We start from the raw sequence: 19,194 nt of genomic DNA, 5'->3' as shown, positions 1-19,194 counted from the left end.
TCGAAGCACGTTATCCAGGGCATCTTGGTCGGAATCGGACGCAGAATCGCAAGCGATTACCTGCCGTCTTTGGCAGCATAACACGAGTACACAGACGGCGGCTATCAGGATAAAAGCCAGTCCCCCGAACGACAGAAATAGGGCGCATTGCTGCCAGGCGTTATCACGCCGTTCGAGAGGCAGGTTCTGGCGAGAGCTGCCGTTCGACACGTCACGTAGGAATGGCAGAAAAGTCCCCATTTAACGCCCTTTGAGGCAACCTCGCTCGTTCCCACTTTAAAAATCGATGAGAAGGCCTTCGCATTGGTTATGCAGGCCTGCCTCGCACCATGAGGACGCCTTCGAAGAGCTTGGCGACACGTTCGTTTGTCGGAACGGCCAAGGCAGCGCTGATCGCGGCCTGGTTCAATCCACGCCGACCCGTTGCAGTTGCTCCGTCGGTTGCGACGGATCCCGACGTCGGCACGGCGCTTGGCGCCGACCAGGCGGGAATGATGTCATCGGGGGCCTGAGTGGCCTCGATCACGCGAAGGCTATTGGCAGCGATGGCTGGGTCCACGCGGATCTGGGGCATCTCCGGGGCCGGTATCTTAGTCCGCGCCGAGAGCTTTTTCTCGGCATAGTAACGGACCTTCTTTCCATAGGTCGCGTACATGCCTCGCCGGAAAACGATCAGATCGTCCTCCGGCAGCAACTCGACTTCCTGAGGGAGCATCAGCGGCCGGCGCTGATCGGAGTCCGAGGTGGAGCCGCCGCCTCCACCCCACGTTCCCATCGAGCGCGAGCGCGCCTTGAACGTGTAACTGCCGAGCTGGTCCGAAATCTTCTTCGCCTCGGCCAAACCGGCCGGACGAAGAACAAGCCGCACCGCGCAGTTTCGCTCGATGTCGGCCGCCACCTTGTCCCCATAGACCCCTTGAATCTGTTCGAGCGACTGAAACGCCGGCAGCATCCGCAACCCGTAGCCGGCGACATAGCTGAAGGCGTTTGCGAGCACGGTGCATTTGCCGAGGCTCGCGAACTCGTCCAGAGCGAGCAGCACCTTGATCTGATGCTTGTCGCCCTTCGGCAGCTCGCGGACGTTGCGGTCGATGAGTTGCTGGAAGAGCAGGCCGTAGATCGGCGCAACCCGCTCCAGGTCATCCGGCGACACGCCGAGATAGAGCGAGATCCGCTTGTCCCGAAAGTCACTGAGATCGAAGTCGCTCTCTGAGGTTGCCGCATCGACATATGGGTTCAGCCAGCCGTTGATCTTGGACGTAACCGACTGACGCAATCCGGAGAACGTGTTCGCCGACGAGCCGGTGTAATCCTTGATCGCGGAGACGCATCCTTCCGACAGGGGCTTTCCGGCCCTCTTACGATCGGCGATGATCTTCGGGAAACGCCGCTGCGCATCACCGGCCGCGAACTGGCGGTACACCTCGCCTAGCGTGAAGGGGAGGGCGTCCTCTCCATCGTCGACGGTCGCGGCGATATAGGCGGTGATGCCGAGGAACGCAGTTCGCGCCCCCTCGGCCCAGAACTTCTCGCCGGTAAGCGGATCGGGGTAGAGCATCGCAGCGATCTTCTGAAGCTCGTTGATGACCTCGACCGGGTCGCGCCGGTTGATGTAGCTCAGCGGGTTCCACCGCACTGTACGGCCGGTCGGATCGAGCGGATTGAAGAGCAGCACCTGCTGCCCGAGCACCTTCAGCCGATACCCCGCCGTGTTGTCGTAATTCTCCTGCTTGATGTCGAGCACCACGAGAGAATCGAGCCAGTCGAGCAAGTTCGGGATGATGACGCCCACCCCCTTGCCGGCGCGCGTCGGGGCTTCCAGCATCACATGCTCGGGTCCGCCAAAGCGCATCACCTTGCCGCCGAACTTGCCCAGCACGATGCCGGCCGAGGCGAGCATCTTGCCGTTGCGGACCTCGCCGACCCGCGCGAAGCGCGCCTCGCCGTGGAGCTTCTGCCGTTTGAACAGCGTGGAGAGGATGGTGATGACCGTCAGAACGAGACCGATCCCGAAGCCGATCAGGAACGGCTGATAGACGATCGGATAGCCCTTCAGCGCCCACAGCGCGGCCGGCACCTTAATCCAGGGCGTATGGGCGTTGAGGAGGTGGGCACGCCACAGGACGGCGAGGGCGCCGATCGTGGCGCTCGCCGCCAGGCCGATGATGCCGAGGAACACGATCGCGCCCGGCTGTGACCCTTCGTCACTTCGCACCCACTTTCCGTTCATGCCGGTACCCCCTTCAGTCGGTCGGTTTGCGCGCCGGATCGAACCACACTTCGGTCATGCGATAGCGTGCCGGCTGGCCCTCGCCGGGCGGCAGGCGGTGCATCTGCACGACGATATCGACGAGGGAGCGCAGCAGCGCGCGGATGTCGTGGCGGTCGAGATCGTTGCCGCCTTCCGATTCCTTCACCAACAGCGTCAGCTGCTCGAGCGCGCCCTCGGCCGTATTGGCGTGGACCGTGGTGATCGATCCGGGATGACCGCTATTGACGTTGCGCAGGTAGAAGAAGGCGGTGCCGTCCCGCAGTTCCTGAAGGAGGATGCGATCGGGCCGCATTCGCAGCGCCGATTCCAGCAACTCCTTGGCACCCGCCTTCTGGAGGCTCTTCCCATCCTTGGCGTACATCATGTGGACGTGGTTGCGCTGGGGTACGACGAGCTCACGCGTGTCCTCGATCGTCAGGATCCGCTCACAGTCCGGGATCAGCTTGATGAGACCCTTAGAGAAGCTCGTCTTGCCGGAGCCCGTCGCGCCGGAAATGAGGATGTTCTTGCGGGCTTCGACCGCCAGCTTGAAGAAGGCGCGCCAGTCGCCCGCCTCGCGCATCCGCAGCAGATCGGGGTCGACCTCCTCGTACAGGCCGTGCGCGCGAACCTCGCTGAAAAGGCCGGCACGCTCGAAATCGTCGATGTTCATCGTCACGCCCGACGCTTTGCGGATCGTGATCGAGATGAAGCCTTGCTCGACCGCCGGGGGGACGACGACCTGCGCGCGCTCGCCGCCCGGCAAGACCGAGGAGCAGATCGGATATTCGGAGTTGATGTCCTGCTTGGTCAGCCCCGCGATCAGCTTCGCCAGCGTCATGAGGGCCGCATTGTCCAGTGCGGGCTCGTCATGCCACTCCCAGCCGTTCCGTGTTTCAAGGCCGATCATCCCCGGCTCATTGATGACCAATTCGGTCACATCGTCGCGCAGAAGGTGCCGTCGGATCGGTTCGGCATTATGCTCGTAGATCAGCGACGTTGGACTGGATGCCACGGCCTTAACGCCTCAATCCCACGTCATAAACCGAGCGGAAATCGAAGTCCTTGGCGACGAAGATCGCAGCGGTGTCGCCCTGGTTCTTTTTCACGATCGGTTTGATGTTCATGGTCTGCTGAAGGACGGTCTGCCCGGTTTGCCCGGGAACCTGCGTGGTGTTGCTCCCCTCATTGGCAACCGCCCGACCGGCGATTTGCGAGGCATCCTCCAGCACCGAGATGACGAGCCCGACGCCGAAACGTGCCCAGAACTGGGTATCGACGCCGCCTGGCAACCCGGCCCGACCAAGGCTATCCGCTGCCGGCGATCCAAGGTCGATCGCGACGCCACGCGGCGTCAGGGCGCGCGTCCACAGTACAAACAGGCGCGCTTGCCCCTGCGTGATGCCGCCGGAATATTGCCCCAGCACCTTGGTCCCCTTGTCGAGCAGGACGATGCGGCCGTTCTCGGAATAGACGTCGTGATTGATGACGCAGGACACGAAGCCGGCCTGCGTCGAGTTGATCGCCGTTTGCAGCGTGCAGGGGATGACCGTGCCGGCACTCAGCAGGAGGTTGCGGTCCGGGACCATCGTTGCCCGGATCGTCTGGATCGCGGCATGGCCGAGCTGATCGCTGAAGTCGGTCGAGCCCTTGCCCGCCTCGGCCGGACTGTTTTCACCCGGCGCTCCGAAGCCACTGGCACCAAGGCCCCGCCGTGCGACAGTGGATTGGCCGCCGCGCGTCCGGTCGTCGAGGTCCGTGCCCTGTTGGGCGTCGGCACCGGCGGAGGCGGGAAGGGCGGCCGAGGCCAGCCCGGTGTTCCCAAAGGCCATGATCGGCGACCGCCGCGCCGCATCGGCCATGGCGCGTGCCTGCTCGGCACGTCGCTGCTCGGGAGCTTGCTGTCCGTTCGCCGTGGCGGAGGCTATCCCGCCCGTTGTCGGCGTCGGATTGCCGTTGGCATCGGCGACCTGCGTCCCCGCCGCTGCGGCGATCGGCCGCCCGAAGATGTCGGTCTGCGCCGCGCCGGGCTGGCCGAGTTGACCCGCGAGCGCCGCTCGCTGCGCGTTCGGCGATCCCATCACGTCGTCCACGGCACGGTCACTGGCCTTCGCGGGCTGCGCGGCAGCCGCGGTACTGGCCGATTGGTGAAACGCACCATAGCCTATCACGATGCCGCCTATGGCGCCGAGCAGTCCGATCCCCGCACCGATGAAGGCGAGGTTGCCCCACCCGCCGCTACGCGCGACCGGGTTATCGACCTCGCTTGGAGCAACGGTGTCTTCAGCGACATCGCCTCCGCGGTCAATGACGGTCCCGACCATGTTACTGCCCCTTCACTTTGCGTTCGACGACATTGGAGACGGTGCCCGTTCGATCGCCGCGATCGTTGCGCAGCGGCGCCTCGTTGTAGATGCACAGCACCGTCGCCCCGCGCCGGAGGCGCAGCTGCCGGTAGACCGCATGGATCACGACGAAATCCTCGCGGACATCGTAGGGGACGATCGTCTCGGTCCCGTCGACATCGACCGCGAAGATCGAGGGAATGTCGGCGTGGCCTGGATAGCGCAGCACGGTGAACTCGCCGTTGTCCGAGATTTCGGTGGGTTGCAGCGCGCTGTCACCCTGCACGGTGTAATTCATATTCCGGGTGCCCTCGATCACGGCATGGTCGAGAGCGGCGGTGGTGATGTTCGTCTCGATCGCCTTGGCAGCCTGGCCCTGGGCAAGCTGCACCTGCAGCGCCGCCATCGCTCGTTCCTCGCGCGGATAGCGGAACCGCACGCCGTACATCGTGGCGCCCGTCCCTAGTGCGAGGTTGAAATGATAGGTGCGCGACACGCCGCCCGCGTTGGTGACGACGATCAGGTTGGTGCCGCCAGCCTTCTCGCGGGGTTTGAGAAAGACGATATTGCCTATGGGTGCGATCTGCCAGGAGACCGTATCGCCCAGGGCGGCCTGCGTGACCGTTTCGCCGGGCCCGAACTGGATCTCGATCGCGTGCCGGAAACTGCCGACGATCGTCACCACCTGATCCGGATCGTAGTTGACGTTGCGAACGCGAGCGTCCTTGGCCCCAGGGACGGGAGTCTCCGACGCGAACGCAGCGTGCGGCGCGAGCGTGACTGCCGCAGCACCCAGAACCGAGAACGCGACGAGGCGGTGCCACACCGCCCCGACCCCGCGCCAGAAGCGGTTCCTGGCGCCATCCTCCGTCAGCACCAACTCCGTCGCCGGCGGTGACAGGCGCAGACCAAGCTTTTTACGCAGCGCGGGAATCAAGGGGACGGCGACACGGTCGCCATTGTCCGACGTAGTTGGCTGATCGTTCATGTCACGCCTCCGGGTCAGAACGATAATTCACGACCTGGAAGCCGAGCGGATTAATGTTCCGATCCTTCTCATGCTCCGGCGCTGTCGTGTATCTGAAGGTCAGTATCGCGTTCCAATTTTGCGCGATCGGCGTGTTCTGCCCGAAGGTGATGATCTTCGTGAAGCGCACCTGCGCCACGGTAGGACTGAGGAAACTGATCGTCCGGATCGAGATCGAGACGAAGCCCTTGTCGCCGTAAATGTTGGAAGGCGCGTTCTTGTTGTTCGCCTGAACGCTGTTCAGGTAACGAGCGCTCTCGGCGGAATCGCTGGTGAGCATGACCGTATAGGCGTTCTCGCGCGCGGCATCGTTGAGCCAGCCTTCGCGCAACCGTACATATTGCGAGATGAAGTAGCGGTTGACCGCATCCTCATAGGTGCGCGGCTGCGGCCCCTTGAGCGCGGTCACGACCTGCGTCTCGCCCGAGCTCTTGTCGACCCTGATGACATAGGGCTCGACGGTCTTCAGCGGGCTGAGCATCGCTACAGCCGCAACCGACGTCACGGCGAGCGTGCAGGCACCTGCCGCAACGCCCCAGGCGAGCCGCTTGGACTGGATCGCCGCACGCATACGGTCATATTCCCACGTCCTCGAGGTCTCGTAGTATTTTTCTTTATCTTCGGCCTTCACCGCGCCCATGGCGTCGATCCCTTCAGCAGGAGGAGTTGGTCGGCGCGACGTCCTGCGTGGACGTGCGCGGCGCCGATCGCGGGATATTCATGGCCCCAGGTCCGATAGGGGCGGCAGGCGCACCTCCGGCACCGGGCGTAGGAGTCGGTGCGGGAAGAGGCGCCGGTGCTTGCTCGCGTGATGGCGGCGCCACCATCGACTGCCCGGCGCCCTGCTGTGACGCCGGCAGTGGTACGGGCAAACTCGGCAGGATCGACCCGTAGAGATTGGCGGGACGCCGGTGCTTGCCGTCGCAGACCGAGACGGGCTTGATACGAACCCCGGTGCAACTGCCAAGCGCAAGCGCGCCTATCGCCACGATGGTCAGCCTTTTCATGACGTCTCCGTTCGTAAGGTCCCGCGCCCGGCGGTTCCGTGGTTCATGGTCTTGGACGCGCCAGCGGTCCTCAAATGGACCGAGACGCCGAGCCGCCCGCGGCGCCCCCTCCTGGCGGGGGACGGTTCGCTTGCGTCGCGCGCCGGAACATGAGCCGGTTGGTCAACATGTTCGCCCCGGTCTGCAGGAAGCCATGGCCGCCAGAGGACGCACCCCCCGAGATGCCCGCGGCGATGGCCGGCGATTGAAAGAAGAAGATCGTGCCGACGATGTAGATCGCCGCGCAGGCGATCGTCGCGACGAGCATCACGGCAGCTTTCAGAACGATGTAGCCGTTCTGCGCCATGACGAAGGACGAGCCGTCTTCGGGGATCGATCCCATGATGCCGTCCATGGCGGCTTCCTGGAGGCCGGTGATGAACTTCGTCATGATCGCCATGACGACCATCAGCAGGATGAAGTTGACGGTCTGCTTTAGCCAGCCGTCGAACAGCCAGCGGGAGGAGTTGAAAAGCAGACACGCCAGCGCGAGCGGCGCGAGCGCGACGCAGATCGCAACCGACAGCTTGGCAAAAATGACGATGCAAAAGCCGATCGACGCCGACATAAACGCGAAGATGTAGAGGACGGCAACGCACAGATAGGTGATCAGGGTGGCGCTGAGCTGGATCACGGGCGTCCGAAAGTCAGTGATGCCCTTTTGCTCTTGCGACTGAACTTTCAGGTTCGCATTGACCAACTTTTCCGAGAGCTTGCCGGTATCGGCGACATAGGTATCGAAGGTCGTGCCTGGGTTGGTGACGGGCGCGCCCGATCCAGCCGCGATGATCTCGCTCGGCAAGTTGGTGACCACGTTCACCACAAACGCCGAATAGCCGACGGCACTGGCAGCCGCGAGGGCGAACCCGACCTTGCCGGCCTGGAATACCAGCTCGCGGAGCGGAGCCTGGATAGCGCCTCGCAGCACGGCGAAGCCGAGCAGCAGGAAGTAGATGATCGCCGCCAGGGCCAAAGGCGCTGCAACGAAACTTACGAGCCCGGACCCGAAGCTCGCAACCGAGGTCGCTATGGCGGTCTCCACATACGAATACATCGTCGTGAACAGCGTCATTATGTTGGGTGGGCCGGCAGCCATTACGTCAGGTTCCGATCTTCGGCGATCAAAGCGCAGCGAGTAAATCTACTTCTTGCGGATCGTGTTCTGTTTGAAGAAGTCGGCTTCTTCGTTACCGGCCTTGGTCTGGGCGACCGAGATGGTGGCGTCTCCGGTCGTCGCGCACATCTTGGCCTTCTGATCCGCAGGGAGATGGCTGTACTCCCCCGCATCGCACTTCGCCTGCCACTGCGAGAGGAGTTGAGGACTGGCGATCAGCTCCTTGGCGGTAGGCACTACGACATTCTGCTGGCATCCGCAGACAAGGAGCAAGGAGCAAAGGGGTATGATCTTGCGCATGACTACTTCCTGATCGTGTTGGCACTGAAGAATGCGGCTTCATCGCGACCGGCCGCCACTTGCGCCGCGCTGATCTGCATGTTCGCCTGACCGGCCTGCGCCATCTGGATCGCCTGCATCTTGAGCATATCGTTCTGAAGCTGTGCCTGTTCGACCGAGATCCGGGCTTGCAGATCCATCACGTCCTTGGGATCCTTGGCATACGACAGTTGCTCGCGGAGCTGGTCGAGGCCTTGCATCCGGGTCTGGGCGATGCTGAGCGTATTCTCGCCCAGCGCGGCCGTGGCGGCCGATGAGCTGGTCGCATCCTTGAGCGCCTGGTTGTAGGCTAGGTCTGCGTCGGAGGACGACGTTGCCGGCAGCGCGTAACGAGACTGGATGCTTGATGCGAGCGAACCGAGCGAACCAATCTTCGACAGGTCGCCGCTGAGCAACGTCGAGGCGTCGATCGTCGTGTTGGGCAGGATGTTGCGCACCTGCGCGTTGAGCAATTGCGGGGCGAGCGCGTTGACGTTGGTCAGCTTCTGAAGCGAGCTGAGCGTTGTCGTCGCCGTCTGGATCTGCTGCTCGCCCTGCTGGATCATTTTGATCGTGTTCTGGACCTGGGCGAGCGCTTGCACATAGGTAGAGGTGTCGAACACAGGGATGCCCTGTGCAGCGGCCGGCGACGTAAACGCGACGATCGCGACCGGCGCGGCTGCAACCATGATGATGCGCTTGAGCGACATGTCAGCTTCTCCTTTGGTTGGCATAGAAATGCGGCAGCCACGCCGCAGGATCGTTGCCCGCCAAGGCAATGGCCTCCTCCATGGCGACGAGGGTTTCCTCGCGGCCAGAAAGCACTTTCAGCTCATTGGGCATCCCGCCGAGATCGAGCGTCGCAACGATCGAGGTATGCCCTTGCTTGACCAGAAAGGTCCGGCTCTCCGGCGTCAGGTCTTCACGGATCAGCCGATACTCCGCATCCGTCAGGCCGAGCCCGTCGCAATAATCCGATCGCTTGGCGTCCGAGTTTGGAAGCAGGATCTTGGTCGCGGTCTGCTCGATGATCGAGTGCGCGATCGGCGAGCGCAGCGCATCGGCCGGCGACTGCGTACCGAACACCATGAAGGCGTTGCGCTTACGAAAGGTCTTGAGGCCGTCCTGCGCAAACGCCCGAAAGGCATCGTCTTGAAGCGCCTTCCAGAATTCGTCGACGTCGACCACGACACGCTGCCCGTCCAGCAGTTCGTCGACACGGTGGAAGAGGTACAACATCGTCGGGGTGCGGATTTCCGGGTTCTCGAGGAAGTCCGTCATGTCGAAGCCGATGAACCGTGCCGACATCGACACTTCGTCCTGCGGACCGTCAAAGGCCCAGCCGAGCGGGCCGCCCAGACACCAGCGCTCCAGCCGAGCGCCGATGCCCTCGGCATCGGCGTAGCCCAGCATCTCGCGCAGGGCGGTGAACGAGCGTGACGGCGCTGGCAGCCGCATCACCGCCTCGATACCCTCATCGATCAGTCGCTCTTCCGCGACGCTGAGCGGCCGGTTCTCCCGGCGTACCAGGACGCGAATGAATTGCCGCAGAAACGCGATGTCGTGCGGAGACGGGGTGAGACCCTTCAACGGCGCGAAGCCGGTGGGCTCGCCGTCGCGCAACGCCAGATAGGTGCCGCCACAAGCGCGGACGAAGATCTCGGCACCGCGGTCCTTGTCGAAAAACACCTGTTTCGCGCCGGTCTTTTCGAGCTGCGCTTGGAGGAAGTTTTGCAGCACCGTCTTGCCGCCACCGGTTGGCCCGATGATGAGTGTGTGGCCGATGTCGGCACGGTGGAAATTGAACCAGAAGGACGAGCCTGCGCGCGTCTTGAGCAGCGTTACCGCGTCGCCCCAGTGGTTTCCAGACTTGCGGCCTGCCGGGAAGGTGTAGAACGGGCTCAAGCCCGCGAAATTGCGCGTGTTGATGACCGCGGGGCGCGCGCGCATCCGAAAATTGCCGGGAAGCTGCGCCCAGAAGGCGGCCTCCAGCGCGACGTCCTCGCGCGCCATCACCATGCCTGTATCGGCCGCGGCCGATCGTGCGATCGACAAGCGCTCCAGCAGCCGCTTCGGGTTCTCGTCGATGACCGCGATCGAGAGGTGATGCTCGCCCATGGCGAAGCGGTTCGCCATGAGATCGTCGACGCCGTCGAGCAGCTCCTCCGCCTGGCTGACGCCGGCATCGTCCGACGAGACCATCTGCTTGTATTTTTTCGTGAACCGGTCGCTCGCGACCGACTTCACCAATGGCGCGAAACTCTGGGTCAGCACGAACGGAAAGTCGAGCGTGAGCAGGCTGTTGAACTGACCGGTCCGCGTGCTGGCGACATACTCGCGCACGCCGAACATTCCGAGGAAATGCGACTTGTGCGGAAGCCGGATCTCGGCCGCCTCGCGACCGAACACCACGCGTGAGGCATACAGGGCTTGGCCCAGCCTGCCGTCGAGCAGCGGCACGCGGATGCGGTCGCCGGTCAGGATGAAGTGAAGCACCTCCATCGGTCGTGAAAATAGAATACCGTTGTGCTCATACATCGAGAGCGGCTCCGGAACGACATCAGCAAGCAGCGTTTCGAAGTCGCGGCACTTGTCCGCCATGATCGTGAGCGCGCGATCGTCGATCTCGGCGTTGGCTTTTCGCCTGGAGAAAAGCCGCGTCACTTGCTCGCCGGCCATGCTCGACGGCCGGACGATGATCGTGACGTAGAACTCGTTGTGGTAGAGGACCTTCTCCTTCAGCGTGTCGGCGTATTTCTCCTGCAAGGTTCGCGCGAAGTCGGAGTGGAAGTCGCCGCCGAGAACGGGGTCTGTGGCTGTCCGCACGAGATGGGTCCACAGCGCAACGCGATCGTCACCGATCGAGCGCCACGCGATGTTGAGCTTGTTATGCCAGGTGTTGAGGTCGCCGATGTCGCTGGTCTCGAACGGCCGCCCATCGACGCGGTACATGCGCATGAGCGAGCCGTCTTCGAGAGCAACCAGCGTGTCATCGACGTGCCGCGTGTAGGGAATGAACTTGATGTCATCCGTCTCGCGGACAGCGATCTTCTTATGCTTCAGCCTGAAATCAGTCATTGCCGAAATGCTTTCGCTTCACGCCTTTGGCGAGGCGGACGGCAGAGTAGCTCCCGCCCCCCCAGAACTTGCGGTTCTTGGATAGAAAGCCGGTCTGGAACCACAGGCCCCACAGCCGGAACGCATTGAAATCGTAGTGACAGATCATGCGCGCCGGGAAGTAGAGCGCCCCGAACAAGGCCAGGGGGTAAAACGGATTGTGGAAAATCCCCCAGATCACCATGCAGACCATGATGATCGGCAGGATCGCCTCGAGCGGCAATCCCATGAACACCGATGGCCTGGTCAGGGCGAGGAACACCTTATCCTCGGCGAGCCTCTCCGCGTCAGCCACCCGAGCTGCTCATCCAGCCGACGATCGTCGTGGCCGAAAAGATGATACCGATGCCAATCAGCACCGTGACCGCTTTTCCCCAGTCCATCCGACCGGTCAGCTTGGCATAGCCGACCGCCATGACGGCGATGACGCCGACCACCGACGCGACGGTGGTCATCCACGTCTTGATGGTGTTGAGGCCACCTTCGATCGCGGTTCCATCGGCAAAGGCCGGCTGCGCGATCGAGATGAGGGCGAGCGCACCGGCAAAGCCGATGACCTGCCGGGCGCGGGCGTCGGACATTATCCGGCCCATGCCTTGAGTGAACTTCATACGGGTCTCCATGGCTTGAGGTTACCTCTCGAGATCGTGGGTGGGGCGGATCGGCTCGACCTGCCGAACAGGCGTCGGCTCGCGGACCGAAACATCCAGGCCGCGCCGCAGCACGTCCGAGATCAGGTGGCGGCTCTCCAGGCTCGCGGACGTCATCCGGTCCGCGTCCCCGTCGAAAGCCGCGCCGAGATGCTGATCCATCGCCGCCTGCGCCTGGAGCGCGCCCGCGAGGCGCGGCTCGGCGGCAATCCGCTCCTCCCCGCCATGCAGGAACAGATCGGCCAGTTCGTCATTCTCGTGACGTCTCGGTGGTGCGGCCTGAGGGAGGCGCTCCTCGCGGACGATATGTGGTTCCGGTTCGGGCTGTCGCTCGGGCGGAGCCGTCGATCCCGCGACTAGGCGGTCTTCGCGCTCGCCGGCGAGCGCGTTGGCCAGCGACACGTTCGCGCCAGCTACCCTGGCGACTTCGTGCCGGTTGAGCCCGGAACGGACGAGGTAGATCGCGTCGGCGACCTCGCCGTCCCACGCGCCGTCGCGCGCCATCTGGCGCAGATCGTCGGGTTCATATCCGGACCTGGAGAAGGCGCCGACCAGCGTCGGGCTTTCCAAGGCCCGCTCCAGCGCCCCGTTCAGCGCATCCCTGTTCAGATCGATACGTTCGGCCTGAACCTCCCTCCGCAAGGGGTCCATGTCCTCGCTGACGGCCGCGTAGAGCGCCTTGCGATCCTGCGTGTGGACGCTCACCGTCAACAGGAGGCGCTTGTCTACGTCGGACAATTCGGTGCTGCTTCCGCTTGGCAACGGCTGAGGCGCGCCGTTCCTCTCCGCGTCGGCCGGCGGCGCGATTACTGTCGCCTCCGTCGCTCCGACAGCCGCCGTCGGAGCGACGGGTTCGACAGTCGGCGCCGGCTTCTCCGCCACCTCACGGTCGCGTCGTGCAGCATCGGCGCGACGCAGCTCTTCCATTCGCGCCTGTTCGTCGAAGCTCGGCTCATAGCCGCGCACGGTCAGGCCTTCGCGCGACGCCGCCGTCCAAACGGCCTGACGAAACTCAGGCGAACCTTCGATGTCGATCCCCGCCCAGCCATTGTGCTTGGCGATCGTGACCAGGGCCGAGACGGTCTCAGGATCCTCGTTTCGAGCAATGATGCGATCGCCGGCAATCTCGATCGACGGATTCTCACGTTCTGTCGGCAGGAACATGCCGACGCGGCGCTCGCTGCCGTCGGACGGCTCGATGATCCGGACCTGATAACGCGTCGCCAGCTCAGGCGGGATCTGGAACGCAGCCTGTTCGGCTTGCGTCTGCGCGTCGAGGCCGCCCCGCGCAACGCTGTTATCCGCGCTCATTTGAAGACCTGAACCGCGCTGGGATCGATCTGCCCCACCACCCAGCTAGCTTCGGCGATCCCTTGCTTTGCCGAGGCGGGCGTGGCGGTCGGCGCCGACGCCGAGCCCGGGATGGGCGGGGGTGTCTGGATCGTCCCCATGCCGCTCGCGGCCGACCAGACGCGACCGACATAGCCATTGTGGAAACCGCGCGTCAGTGTGCCGGTGTTGTAGAGCGAATAGGTCGCGGAGATCGCGTCCAACCCCGTATAATGCTGGATCGCAAGGCCATATCCCGCCCGAAGGATCGAGGATGCGAGCCTCAGGTTCGTACAGGGGTCGAAGGCCTGCTCGACGGTGACACCCAATCGCGCGAAATTGGCGGAGTTCACCTGAGCCAACCCGACATCGACCGTATAGCCGGCCGCCATGTACCGCCGCACCAGCGCGGCACCGTCGGCGATCGACGCGGCGCGGACACGCGGCCCCTTGTTGATATTGATCGCCAGATCGTCGCCGCCGCTTTCGGTCACGACGAGGGGAACAACCGCCTCGGTCGCGATCTCAGGCGCGCATTGCTGCGCAAGCATGGTGATCGCGGCGATGGCGTGGATCATTGCTGCGTCACCGTCTGGTAGCGGGTGTCGAGCGCGTACCGCGACGTTCCGCCATCGGCCTGCGTTACGGTCAGGTCGTAGCCGTGCTTGGCTTTTTTCATTTTGACGCCGACCCCGGTGCAGGTCGGGAACGATCCGCCGACAGCGAGGGCGTTCCAGAGTTTCGTAATCGGGGGAACGCACTCGACATATTTCGTCGGCGAACCAGGTGTCGCGAGGCAGAGGACCACCTGACACCCCCAGTCCGACGCGTAGGCGGGTTGTGGGGCCGCGACCGCCACGACGCCGGCCACGCAAAGCGCGATGGCGCCAGTAGTGCCGCCCAGCTTGGGCATCAGATATCGGATCATGAGCCACCTCCATGAACTGCGCGCCACTCTTCGGTTGCGAATACGTCCCACTGCGCCGGTGCATTGGCGGCAAGGGCGAGGGTCGAGGCCGGCGCGGTCGGTGCGGGGGCCGCTTCAACTCCGGCGGGCGTCGGCGGCGACGGTGCGTCGCCTTGTGCGACGGTGATGATCCAGTCCTCGTCGCCTTCGATCGGTCGGGTTCGGTCGATGACCTGCCCGGGTCGCGCGAACGCGACATGCCAGTGGTTCGCGTGACCGCGATCCCCCGGCCCGAGCAGCTCGATGATACGGATACCGCTCTGTGCCATTAGGGCCCGGATCTGCTTGCGGTCGATCGCGTGGACGCCGCCTGCGGGAACGAAATCGACCGCCTGGCCGAACTTGTGCCAGCTATACCGCGCGCCGTAGCTGGCGTTCATTGGGCGGATCGTATCGGTGATCCGCGAGCCAAAGGCGCGACGAACGAGGGCTGCGACGTTCGACGCCGAGAGCGCGCCCACGGAGCCGATAGAAGACTGGTCGTCGTCGATATGCGAGAGTGCGCAGGCATCAAAAACCGTTGCCGGCGTGATACCGTAAGTCACGAAATCACGGCCGCGGATCGCCAGCGGCCCCGCCTCGAAGTCCGCGCCCAACGCGATCAGATCACGCACCGTCGCCTCTGCGTCAGCTGTGTTGCCCGGCTGCCTAGCGAGGACCGCACCCGAACGAACGGAGATTGCGAGCGACGCGGGAGATGGCGTTCCGGCCCCGGCTAGCCCGGCGGCACAGACTTGAATTGCCTTCGCTACGATACTCGCCGGAAGCACACCAATGCACCATTGCTGAATTGAACCCAGGCAGATGTCAGCGACTACAGGACATCGACATCAACAGTTTAAACCTGAAGCAGAAGGTAAACAACAACACATCTGGAGCAATTCAGTCGCGATTATGGAGTGATACGGCGTAATCTATTGCGACGAAAGGCACGGTATTGCACCATGACCGAATGAGATGTGTTTCAAACGGCTTTAGGCAATTATCAGATAGGCCAGCACTTAGCTGAGTCAGTTGTCGAGTGGTTTCGAGGTGACTGGAACGACGGTGGATATACGGGCCATGCGCTCTTGAAGCTGCAAGCTATATCGGGCGGGTTGGCGCTCTTGATCGCCATCGGCGTCTGGTATCGGCCGTTCGATGACAAGCGGGCTGGGAGGCGAGGGGAGGTTTCGGCCTGCAGCGTCGCTGCGACTCATGACTTCTGCGATGCCGTTGCCGGCCTGTCGACGGCGCTCCGCAATCCCTTCTTGCGGGTGGACCGAACCAGCATCTTGCCGCCCCGCGACACGCCAGGGGCCGTCGATCCCTCTATTACTCAGGCGAACATCGGCACGACGATCTGCCGACCCGGCTATGCCCGATCGGTCCGCCCCGCCTTCGCGGTCACCGCGCCCGTCAAACGGCGCTTGATGGACGCGCAGCATCCAGGCGAGTCCTTCGCCGATTACGAACTCGACCATCTGATCCCGATCTCGCTTGGCGGCGCGCCGCTCGACCTACGCGATCTGTGGCTTCAGCCCCGGCGCGGCCAGGCGAACGCGGCCGACAAGAATGCCTTGGCCTATGTCCTGTGGCGATTGGTTTGCGAGCGCCGCGTGCCACTTCGGACGGCGCAGCAGGCCATCCGGCGCGACTGGACGAAGGCCTACGACACATACGCGACGCCCGAGAATTTGGCGCGCTACCACTTTGCGCACCGCCAAGAGGAGCGCGACTAGGCTCGCACAGGCCCGCCGGATCCGATCCGAACATCAACGAAGGAGGAAATCATGCCACAGAATATTGCCGAGTTCCGGATCATCGGTCGCATCGGCAAAATCACGGCGCGCGAGCAGGTCACCTATGTGAGCGTCGCCGCCAATTATAACCGGCGCGACGGCGACGACTGGAAGACCGACACGCTGTGGAACAGCGTCGTGTGCTTCTCCAATGTCGGACCCCAGGTCGAAGCAGCCGGGAAGGGTGATCTGGTGCATGTCACCGGCCGGGTCCGCGAGAGCAACCACGGCGAAGGCAACGAGGTCTCCTACCGCACCGAGCTGATCGCCGACACCTTCTCGATCCTGACCAAGGCCGAAGCCGAGAATAGCTGATGAGGGGCGGGAGCGGGTTTGCGACACGGCTCTACCTCCGCTGTGCTGCGGCCGAGCCAGCGTGACTGTCCCGACCCGGTCGGGTGACGATCCTCGCTTGGGTTGTCACCCGGACGAAAGAGATCATCGCGCAGCGCGCTGCCGATCGGCTCCTGCCGACCATCCAGAGTGGAGGATGCCGTCTGTGCCTTCGGTGATATTTTCCGGAGGCTAAAGTGACCGAAACCGACCAACTTCACAGGACGTGGCCGATGACGAGACTACCGCTCGATGCCGAAATCCGAGCCAAGAACATCGTCGAACAGCTCGGCGGGGTGTGGCGCGGCACTCGCGGCGAATGCCGCTGCCCGGCCCATGACGATGGCTCACCCAGCCTGTCCGTCCGCCTCGGCGATTCGGCGATCCTCTTCCACTGTTTTGCCGGCTGTACAGCGCTCGAGGTGCTGAAGGCGCTTCAGCGCCAAAAGCTCCATGACCGTTCTGCGCTGGCAATGCCGGAGGGCAAGCCGAAGCGCGACATGGGCGCGCTCGCCCTGCGTCTCTGGAACGCCAGCGTGCCGGTCTCGGGCACGCTCGCCGAAGCCTATCTCGTCGCCCGCGGCCTCTCCGCGCCCTATCCCAAGGCTTTGCGCTTCAACCCGGCGACCATATTCGGCTCCGGTGCCGACAGACGCGTAATGCCCGCGATGATCGCCGCGGTCGAAAACGACCTCGGACTGGTTGCCGTCCAGCGGACCTTCCTCGATCCTGTCGACGTGCTGCGCAAGCCCATTCCAAAGCCGAAGGTTGCGCTCGGACTGCTCGGCACAGCAGCGATCCGTCTTGCGCCCGCTACGCACGAGCTGGGCCTTGCCGAAGGGATCGAGGACGCCCGATCGGCGACTGAATGGTTCGGGACGCCGACATGGGCGCTGGGCGGTGTCGAACGGCTAGCCTTCGTCGCGATCCCGGAGAAGGTCCGCCGGGTGATCGTTTACGGTGACCGAGGCCGCGCGGCCGACCGCCTGCTGGAAAAGGCACGCGATCACCTGACAGCGAACGGGCGCGAGCTCATCAGCCGCGTGCCCGAGGATCATGACGACTGGAACGACGCCTGGCGCGCGCACCAGCGGAGCGCATGAAACCGCAACTGCGGCAGCTGAATTACGCGGATCATGGGCGTGTCAGCCGAGCCGCATCAACTGGGAAGGGTAGGGGGCGACGAGCCCCTTCAGATCGTCCCATGGTGCCGATAGCCAGCGATCATAGTCGTCGTCGTGAAGGACCACCGGCATCGCCTTTGGATGAATCGGCGCGACGATCGCATTCGGCTCGGTGGTCAAGAACCCATAGGCATTCCCGCGCTCGGTCGGGCGCCAGATTCCGGCAAAAGCAAAAATCGGGCGACTTGGCACGTCGAACCAGTGCAGCGGCTTCTTCCCGTCCTCACCAGGCGCAATCCCGTATTCGGAAAATGCCGTTACGGGCACAAGGCAACGGCGCGCCGGCGTCGTTAGCATCGACCGCCAGAAGCTCGAGCTGAGATTGCGCACGTTGGTCACGTACTTGGTGAGCTTTACGCTTGCGTCGCGCTTGCTCGGCACCTGGGTTGGTACGCCCCACTCCATCCGCTCGATCTTCCGGTCGGCACCGTCCTGGATGACCACTTGGCCGTAGAACGGCGTCTTCTTGCCCGTCGGAAAGATGTCGGGAGCCGGGTAAGTCTCGTCCGGCTCGTAAGGGGGCCGGATGCCGAACGTCGCGGCGATCTCCGCCTGTTTCGCGGTCAGCCTGTATCGATTGCACATTCGAGCACCCTGTCGTTGTGCCGGCAAGCTTTGCCCGCCGGCACTCTGGCCTTAGAGCTTGTCCTTCAAGCCCTTGGCGGGCGTGAACGAGACTTTCTTCGATGCCGCGATCGTCATTGCCTCGCCGGTCGACGGGTTCCGGCCCTGGCGCTCGGGACGATCCTTGACCGAGAACTTGCCGAAGCCGGCGATCGCGACCTCTTCGCCCTTTGCGGCCGCGCCTGCGATATGCTCAAACACAGCGGCAATCGCGGCCTTGGCTTCTGCCTCGCTCGTGCTCGTCGTACCAGCGACGGCCTTGACCAGTTCACTCATATTCATGCTGATGTACTTCCCTTATGAAACTCACACGACCTTAGCCATGACGAGCAACGTTTCAACGACGCTGCGCAATGCGGCCGGCATCGCGGCCATCCGCTCGAGTGATCGAACGTTGGCATATCATCACGTCTTCGAGGATATCGGACTGCGTGCGGACAGGCGCGGCCGCCCAACGGGAGCTTCGGCAGACGTGAAGCCTTGGCGTAGCCACCTACTGTGCACCGCGCTCCCGGGTGACGCGCGGATCTTCGTACAAGTCGCGGGTCGCGCGTAGGCGAAACACGTTCCACCAACGCTGCCAACGATGCTCGGCCGCATCGTGGATCATATGGCACCGCTGGCAGAGCGCCGCGAGATTGCCGGGCATGCTGTTGCCTGGATCGTGATCGAGATGCGCACAAGCCAGCACGACATAAGTCGTTCGTACCGATGCCAGAATGAAGCCGCCCTTGAGCGCGATCCGCTTGCCACGGCCGGAGCGCCAACACACGGCATCGGCATCCCACCAGCGACCATCGCCTAGATGTGCGACCCGACGCATATGCGGCCTCGAGCAGTGCTCGCAGCGCGCGCCGGCCCGATCGAACCGGATCACGTCCGACAGTTGGCGCCAGTCGATCGGGTAAAGCCAGCGGTTTTCAGGGCGGATCGGCATCTCGATTCTATGAGTCAGCCGATGGCAGAACGAAAGCGAAATCTTCTCGGTTTGTTTTTGGTCTCTTGTGTAACCGTTCCACGCGGTGCGTACCGTCAATTTTTGTGCCGAGGTCCGTGATCGTGCGCGGCGATACTGGCAACTCACTCGAGATCGCGCTGTAGAACTCGT

At 63.6% G+C, this 19,194-nt stretch carries 21 protein-coding genes; 3 read left to right on the top strand and 18 right to left on the bottom strand.

Features of this window, described 5'->3' with window-relative positions; translation table 11 throughout:
* Window positions 1-307 precede the first annotated feature (307 nt).
* The 15 genes from ASE91_RS10970 to ASE91_RS10900 form a co-directional block, all read right to left on the bottom strand.
* Window positions 308-2,230: a type IV secretory system conjugative DNA transfer family protein gene (locus ASE91_RS10970; protein ID WP_056626112.1), complete on the bottom strand. Its 1,923-nt coding sequence runs from the start codon at window positions 2,228-2,230 to the stop codon at window positions 308-310.
* 13 nt (window positions 2,231-2,243) lie between these two features.
* Window positions 2,244-3,266 carry a P-type DNA transfer ATPase VirB11 gene (gene virB11, locus ASE91_RS10965; RefSeq protein WP_056626109.1) on the bottom strand — a complete coding sequence of 341 codons (1,023 nt, stop codon included), beginning with the start codon at window positions 3,264-3,266 and terminating at the stop codon, window positions 2,244-2,246.
* Between the two features lie 4 nt (window positions 3,267-3,270).
* On the bottom strand, window positions 3,271-4,575 hold the full coding sequence (virB10, locus tag ASE91_RS10960) for a type IV secretion system protein VirB10 (protein WP_056626106.1): 1,305 nt from the start codon (window positions 4,573-4,575) through the stop codon (window positions 3,271-3,273).
* Between the two features lies 1 nt (window position 4,576).
* Window positions 4,577-5,584, bottom strand: coding sequence for a TrbG/VirB9 family P-type conjugative transfer protein (locus tag ASE91_RS10955; protein WP_056626103.1), 1,008 nt, complete (start codon window positions 5,582-5,584; stop codon window positions 4,577-4,579).
* Between the two features lies 1 nt (window position 5,585).
* The gene (locus ASE91_RS10950) at window positions 5,586-6,263 is read right to left on the bottom strand and encodes a virB8 family protein (protein WP_056626100.1); all 678 of its coding nucleotides are present in this window, start codon (window positions 6,261-6,263) and stop codon (window positions 5,586-5,588) included.
* A 437-nt stretch (window positions 6,264-6,700) separates the two neighbouring features.
* Window positions 6,701-7,741, bottom strand: coding sequence for a type IV secretion system protein (locus ASE91_RS10945; RefSeq protein WP_056626097.1), 1,041 nt, complete (start codon window positions 7,739-7,741; stop codon window positions 6,701-6,703).
* A 69-nt stretch (window positions 7,742-7,810) separates the two neighbouring features.
* On the bottom strand, window positions 7,811-8,083 hold the full coding sequence (locus tag ASE91_RS10940; RefSeq protein WP_056626093.1) for a hypothetical protein: 273 nt from the start codon (window positions 8,081-8,083) through the stop codon (window positions 7,811-7,813).
* Between the two features lie 2 nt (window positions 8,084-8,085).
* On the bottom strand, window positions 8,086-8,811 hold the full coding sequence (locus tag ASE91_RS10935; RefSeq protein WP_056626090.1) for a type IV secretion system protein: 726 nt from the start codon (window positions 8,809-8,811) through the stop codon (window positions 8,086-8,088).
* Window position 8,812: 1 nt separating this feature from the next.
* Window positions 8,813-11,179 (bottom strand): VirB4 family type IV secretion/conjugal transfer ATPase, encoded by a 2,367-nt coding sequence (locus ASE91_RS10930; protein WP_056626087.1) that lies wholly within the window; start codon window positions 11,177-11,179, stop codon window positions 8,813-8,815.
* Complete coding sequence (locus tag ASE91_RS10925; protein ID WP_082453975.1) at window positions 11,172-11,513, bottom strand: type IV secretion system protein VirB3; 342 nt, start codon at window positions 11,511-11,513, stop codon at window positions 11,172-11,174. Before ASE91_RS10925 ends, ASE91_RS10930 begins: the two co-directional genes overlap by 8 nt.
* Window positions 11,506-11,829 (bottom strand): TrbC/VirB2 family protein, encoded by a 324-nt coding sequence (locus tag ASE91_RS10920; RefSeq protein ID WP_056626084.1) that lies wholly within the window; start codon window positions 11,827-11,829, stop codon window positions 11,506-11,508. The genes ASE91_RS10925 and ASE91_RS10920 overlap by 8 nt, the downstream gene beginning before the upstream one ends.
* A 21-nt stretch (window positions 11,830-11,850) precedes the next feature.
* Window positions 11,851-13,179 (bottom strand): LPD7 domain-containing protein, encoded by a 1,329-nt coding sequence (locus ASE91_RS10915; RefSeq protein ID WP_056626079.1) that lies wholly within the window; start codon window positions 13,177-13,179, stop codon window positions 11,851-11,853.
* The gene (locus ASE91_RS10910) at window positions 13,176-13,775 is read right to left on the bottom strand and encodes a lytic transglycosylase domain-containing protein (protein ID WP_037533363.1); all 600 of its coding nucleotides are present in this window, start codon (window positions 13,773-13,775) and stop codon (window positions 13,176-13,178) included. The genes ASE91_RS10915 and ASE91_RS10910 overlap by 4 nt, the downstream gene beginning before the upstream one ends.
* On the bottom strand, window positions 13,772-14,125 hold the full coding sequence (locus ASE91_RS10905; RefSeq protein ID WP_056626076.1) for a hypothetical protein: 354 nt from the start codon (window positions 14,123-14,125) through the stop codon (window positions 13,772-13,774). Before ASE91_RS10905 ends, ASE91_RS10910 begins: the two co-directional genes overlap by 4 nt.
* Complete coding sequence (locus ASE91_RS10900; protein WP_235530438.1) at window positions 14,122-14,778, bottom strand: muramidase; 657 nt, start codon at window positions 14,776-14,778, stop codon at window positions 14,122-14,124. Before ASE91_RS10900 ends, ASE91_RS10905 begins: the two co-directional genes overlap by 4 nt.
* Window positions 14,779-15,270: 492 nt before the next feature.
* On the opposite strand from ASE91_RS10900, the gene ASE91_RS10895 reads away from it, so the two are divergent.
* The 3 genes from ASE91_RS10895 (at window position 15,271) to ASE91_RS10885 (ending at window position 17,381) form a co-directional block, all read left to right on the top strand.
* Entirely contained in the window at window positions 15,271-15,885 is a 615-nt protein-coding gene (locus tag ASE91_RS10895) for a hypothetical protein (protein WP_235530437.1), read from the top strand.
* Window positions 15,886-15,936: 51 nt separating this feature from the next.
* Window positions 15,937-16,260 (top strand): single-stranded DNA-binding protein, encoded by a 324-nt coding sequence (locus tag ASE91_RS10890; protein WP_056626070.1) that lies wholly within the window; start codon window positions 15,937-15,939, stop codon window positions 16,258-16,260.
* 251 nt (window positions 16,261-16,511) lie between these two features.
* Window positions 16,512-17,381, top strand: coding sequence for a DUF7146 domain-containing protein (locus ASE91_RS10885; RefSeq protein ID WP_056626178.1), 870 nt, complete (start codon window positions 16,512-16,514; stop codon window positions 17,379-17,381).
* Window positions 17,382-17,423: 42 nt separating this feature from the next.
* Here ASE91_RS10885 and ASE91_RS10880 read toward each other — a convergent pair whose 3' ends face one another.
* The 3 genes from ASE91_RS10880 to ASE91_RS10870 form a co-directional block, all read right to left on the bottom strand.
* Complete coding sequence (locus ASE91_RS10880; RefSeq protein WP_082453974.1) at window positions 17,424-18,047, bottom strand: SOS response-associated peptidase; 624 nt, start codon at window positions 18,045-18,047, stop codon at window positions 17,424-17,426.
* 51 nt (window positions 18,048-18,098) lie between these two features.
* Complete coding sequence (locus ASE91_RS10875; protein WP_056626067.1) at window positions 18,099-18,368, bottom strand: HU family DNA-binding protein; 270 nt, start codon at window positions 18,366-18,368, stop codon at window positions 18,099-18,101.
* 211 nt (window positions 18,369-18,579) lie between these two features.
* The gene (locus tag ASE91_RS10870; protein ID WP_235530435.1) at window positions 18,580-19,122 is read right to left on the bottom strand and encodes a hypothetical protein; all 543 of its coding nucleotides are present in this window, start codon (window positions 19,120-19,122) and stop codon (window positions 18,580-18,582) included.
* Window positions 19,123-19,194 lie beyond the last annotated feature (72 nt).

The sequence above is a fragment of the Sphingomonas sp. Leaf62 genome (genome assembly GCF_001421915.1).
Taxonomy (GTDB): domain Bacteria; phylum Pseudomonadota; class Alphaproteobacteria; order Sphingomonadales; family Sphingomonadaceae; genus Sphingomonas.
The sequence above is the reverse complement of the archived record's forward strand: the minus strand, read 5'-3'. Positions and strand labels throughout refer to the sequence as shown.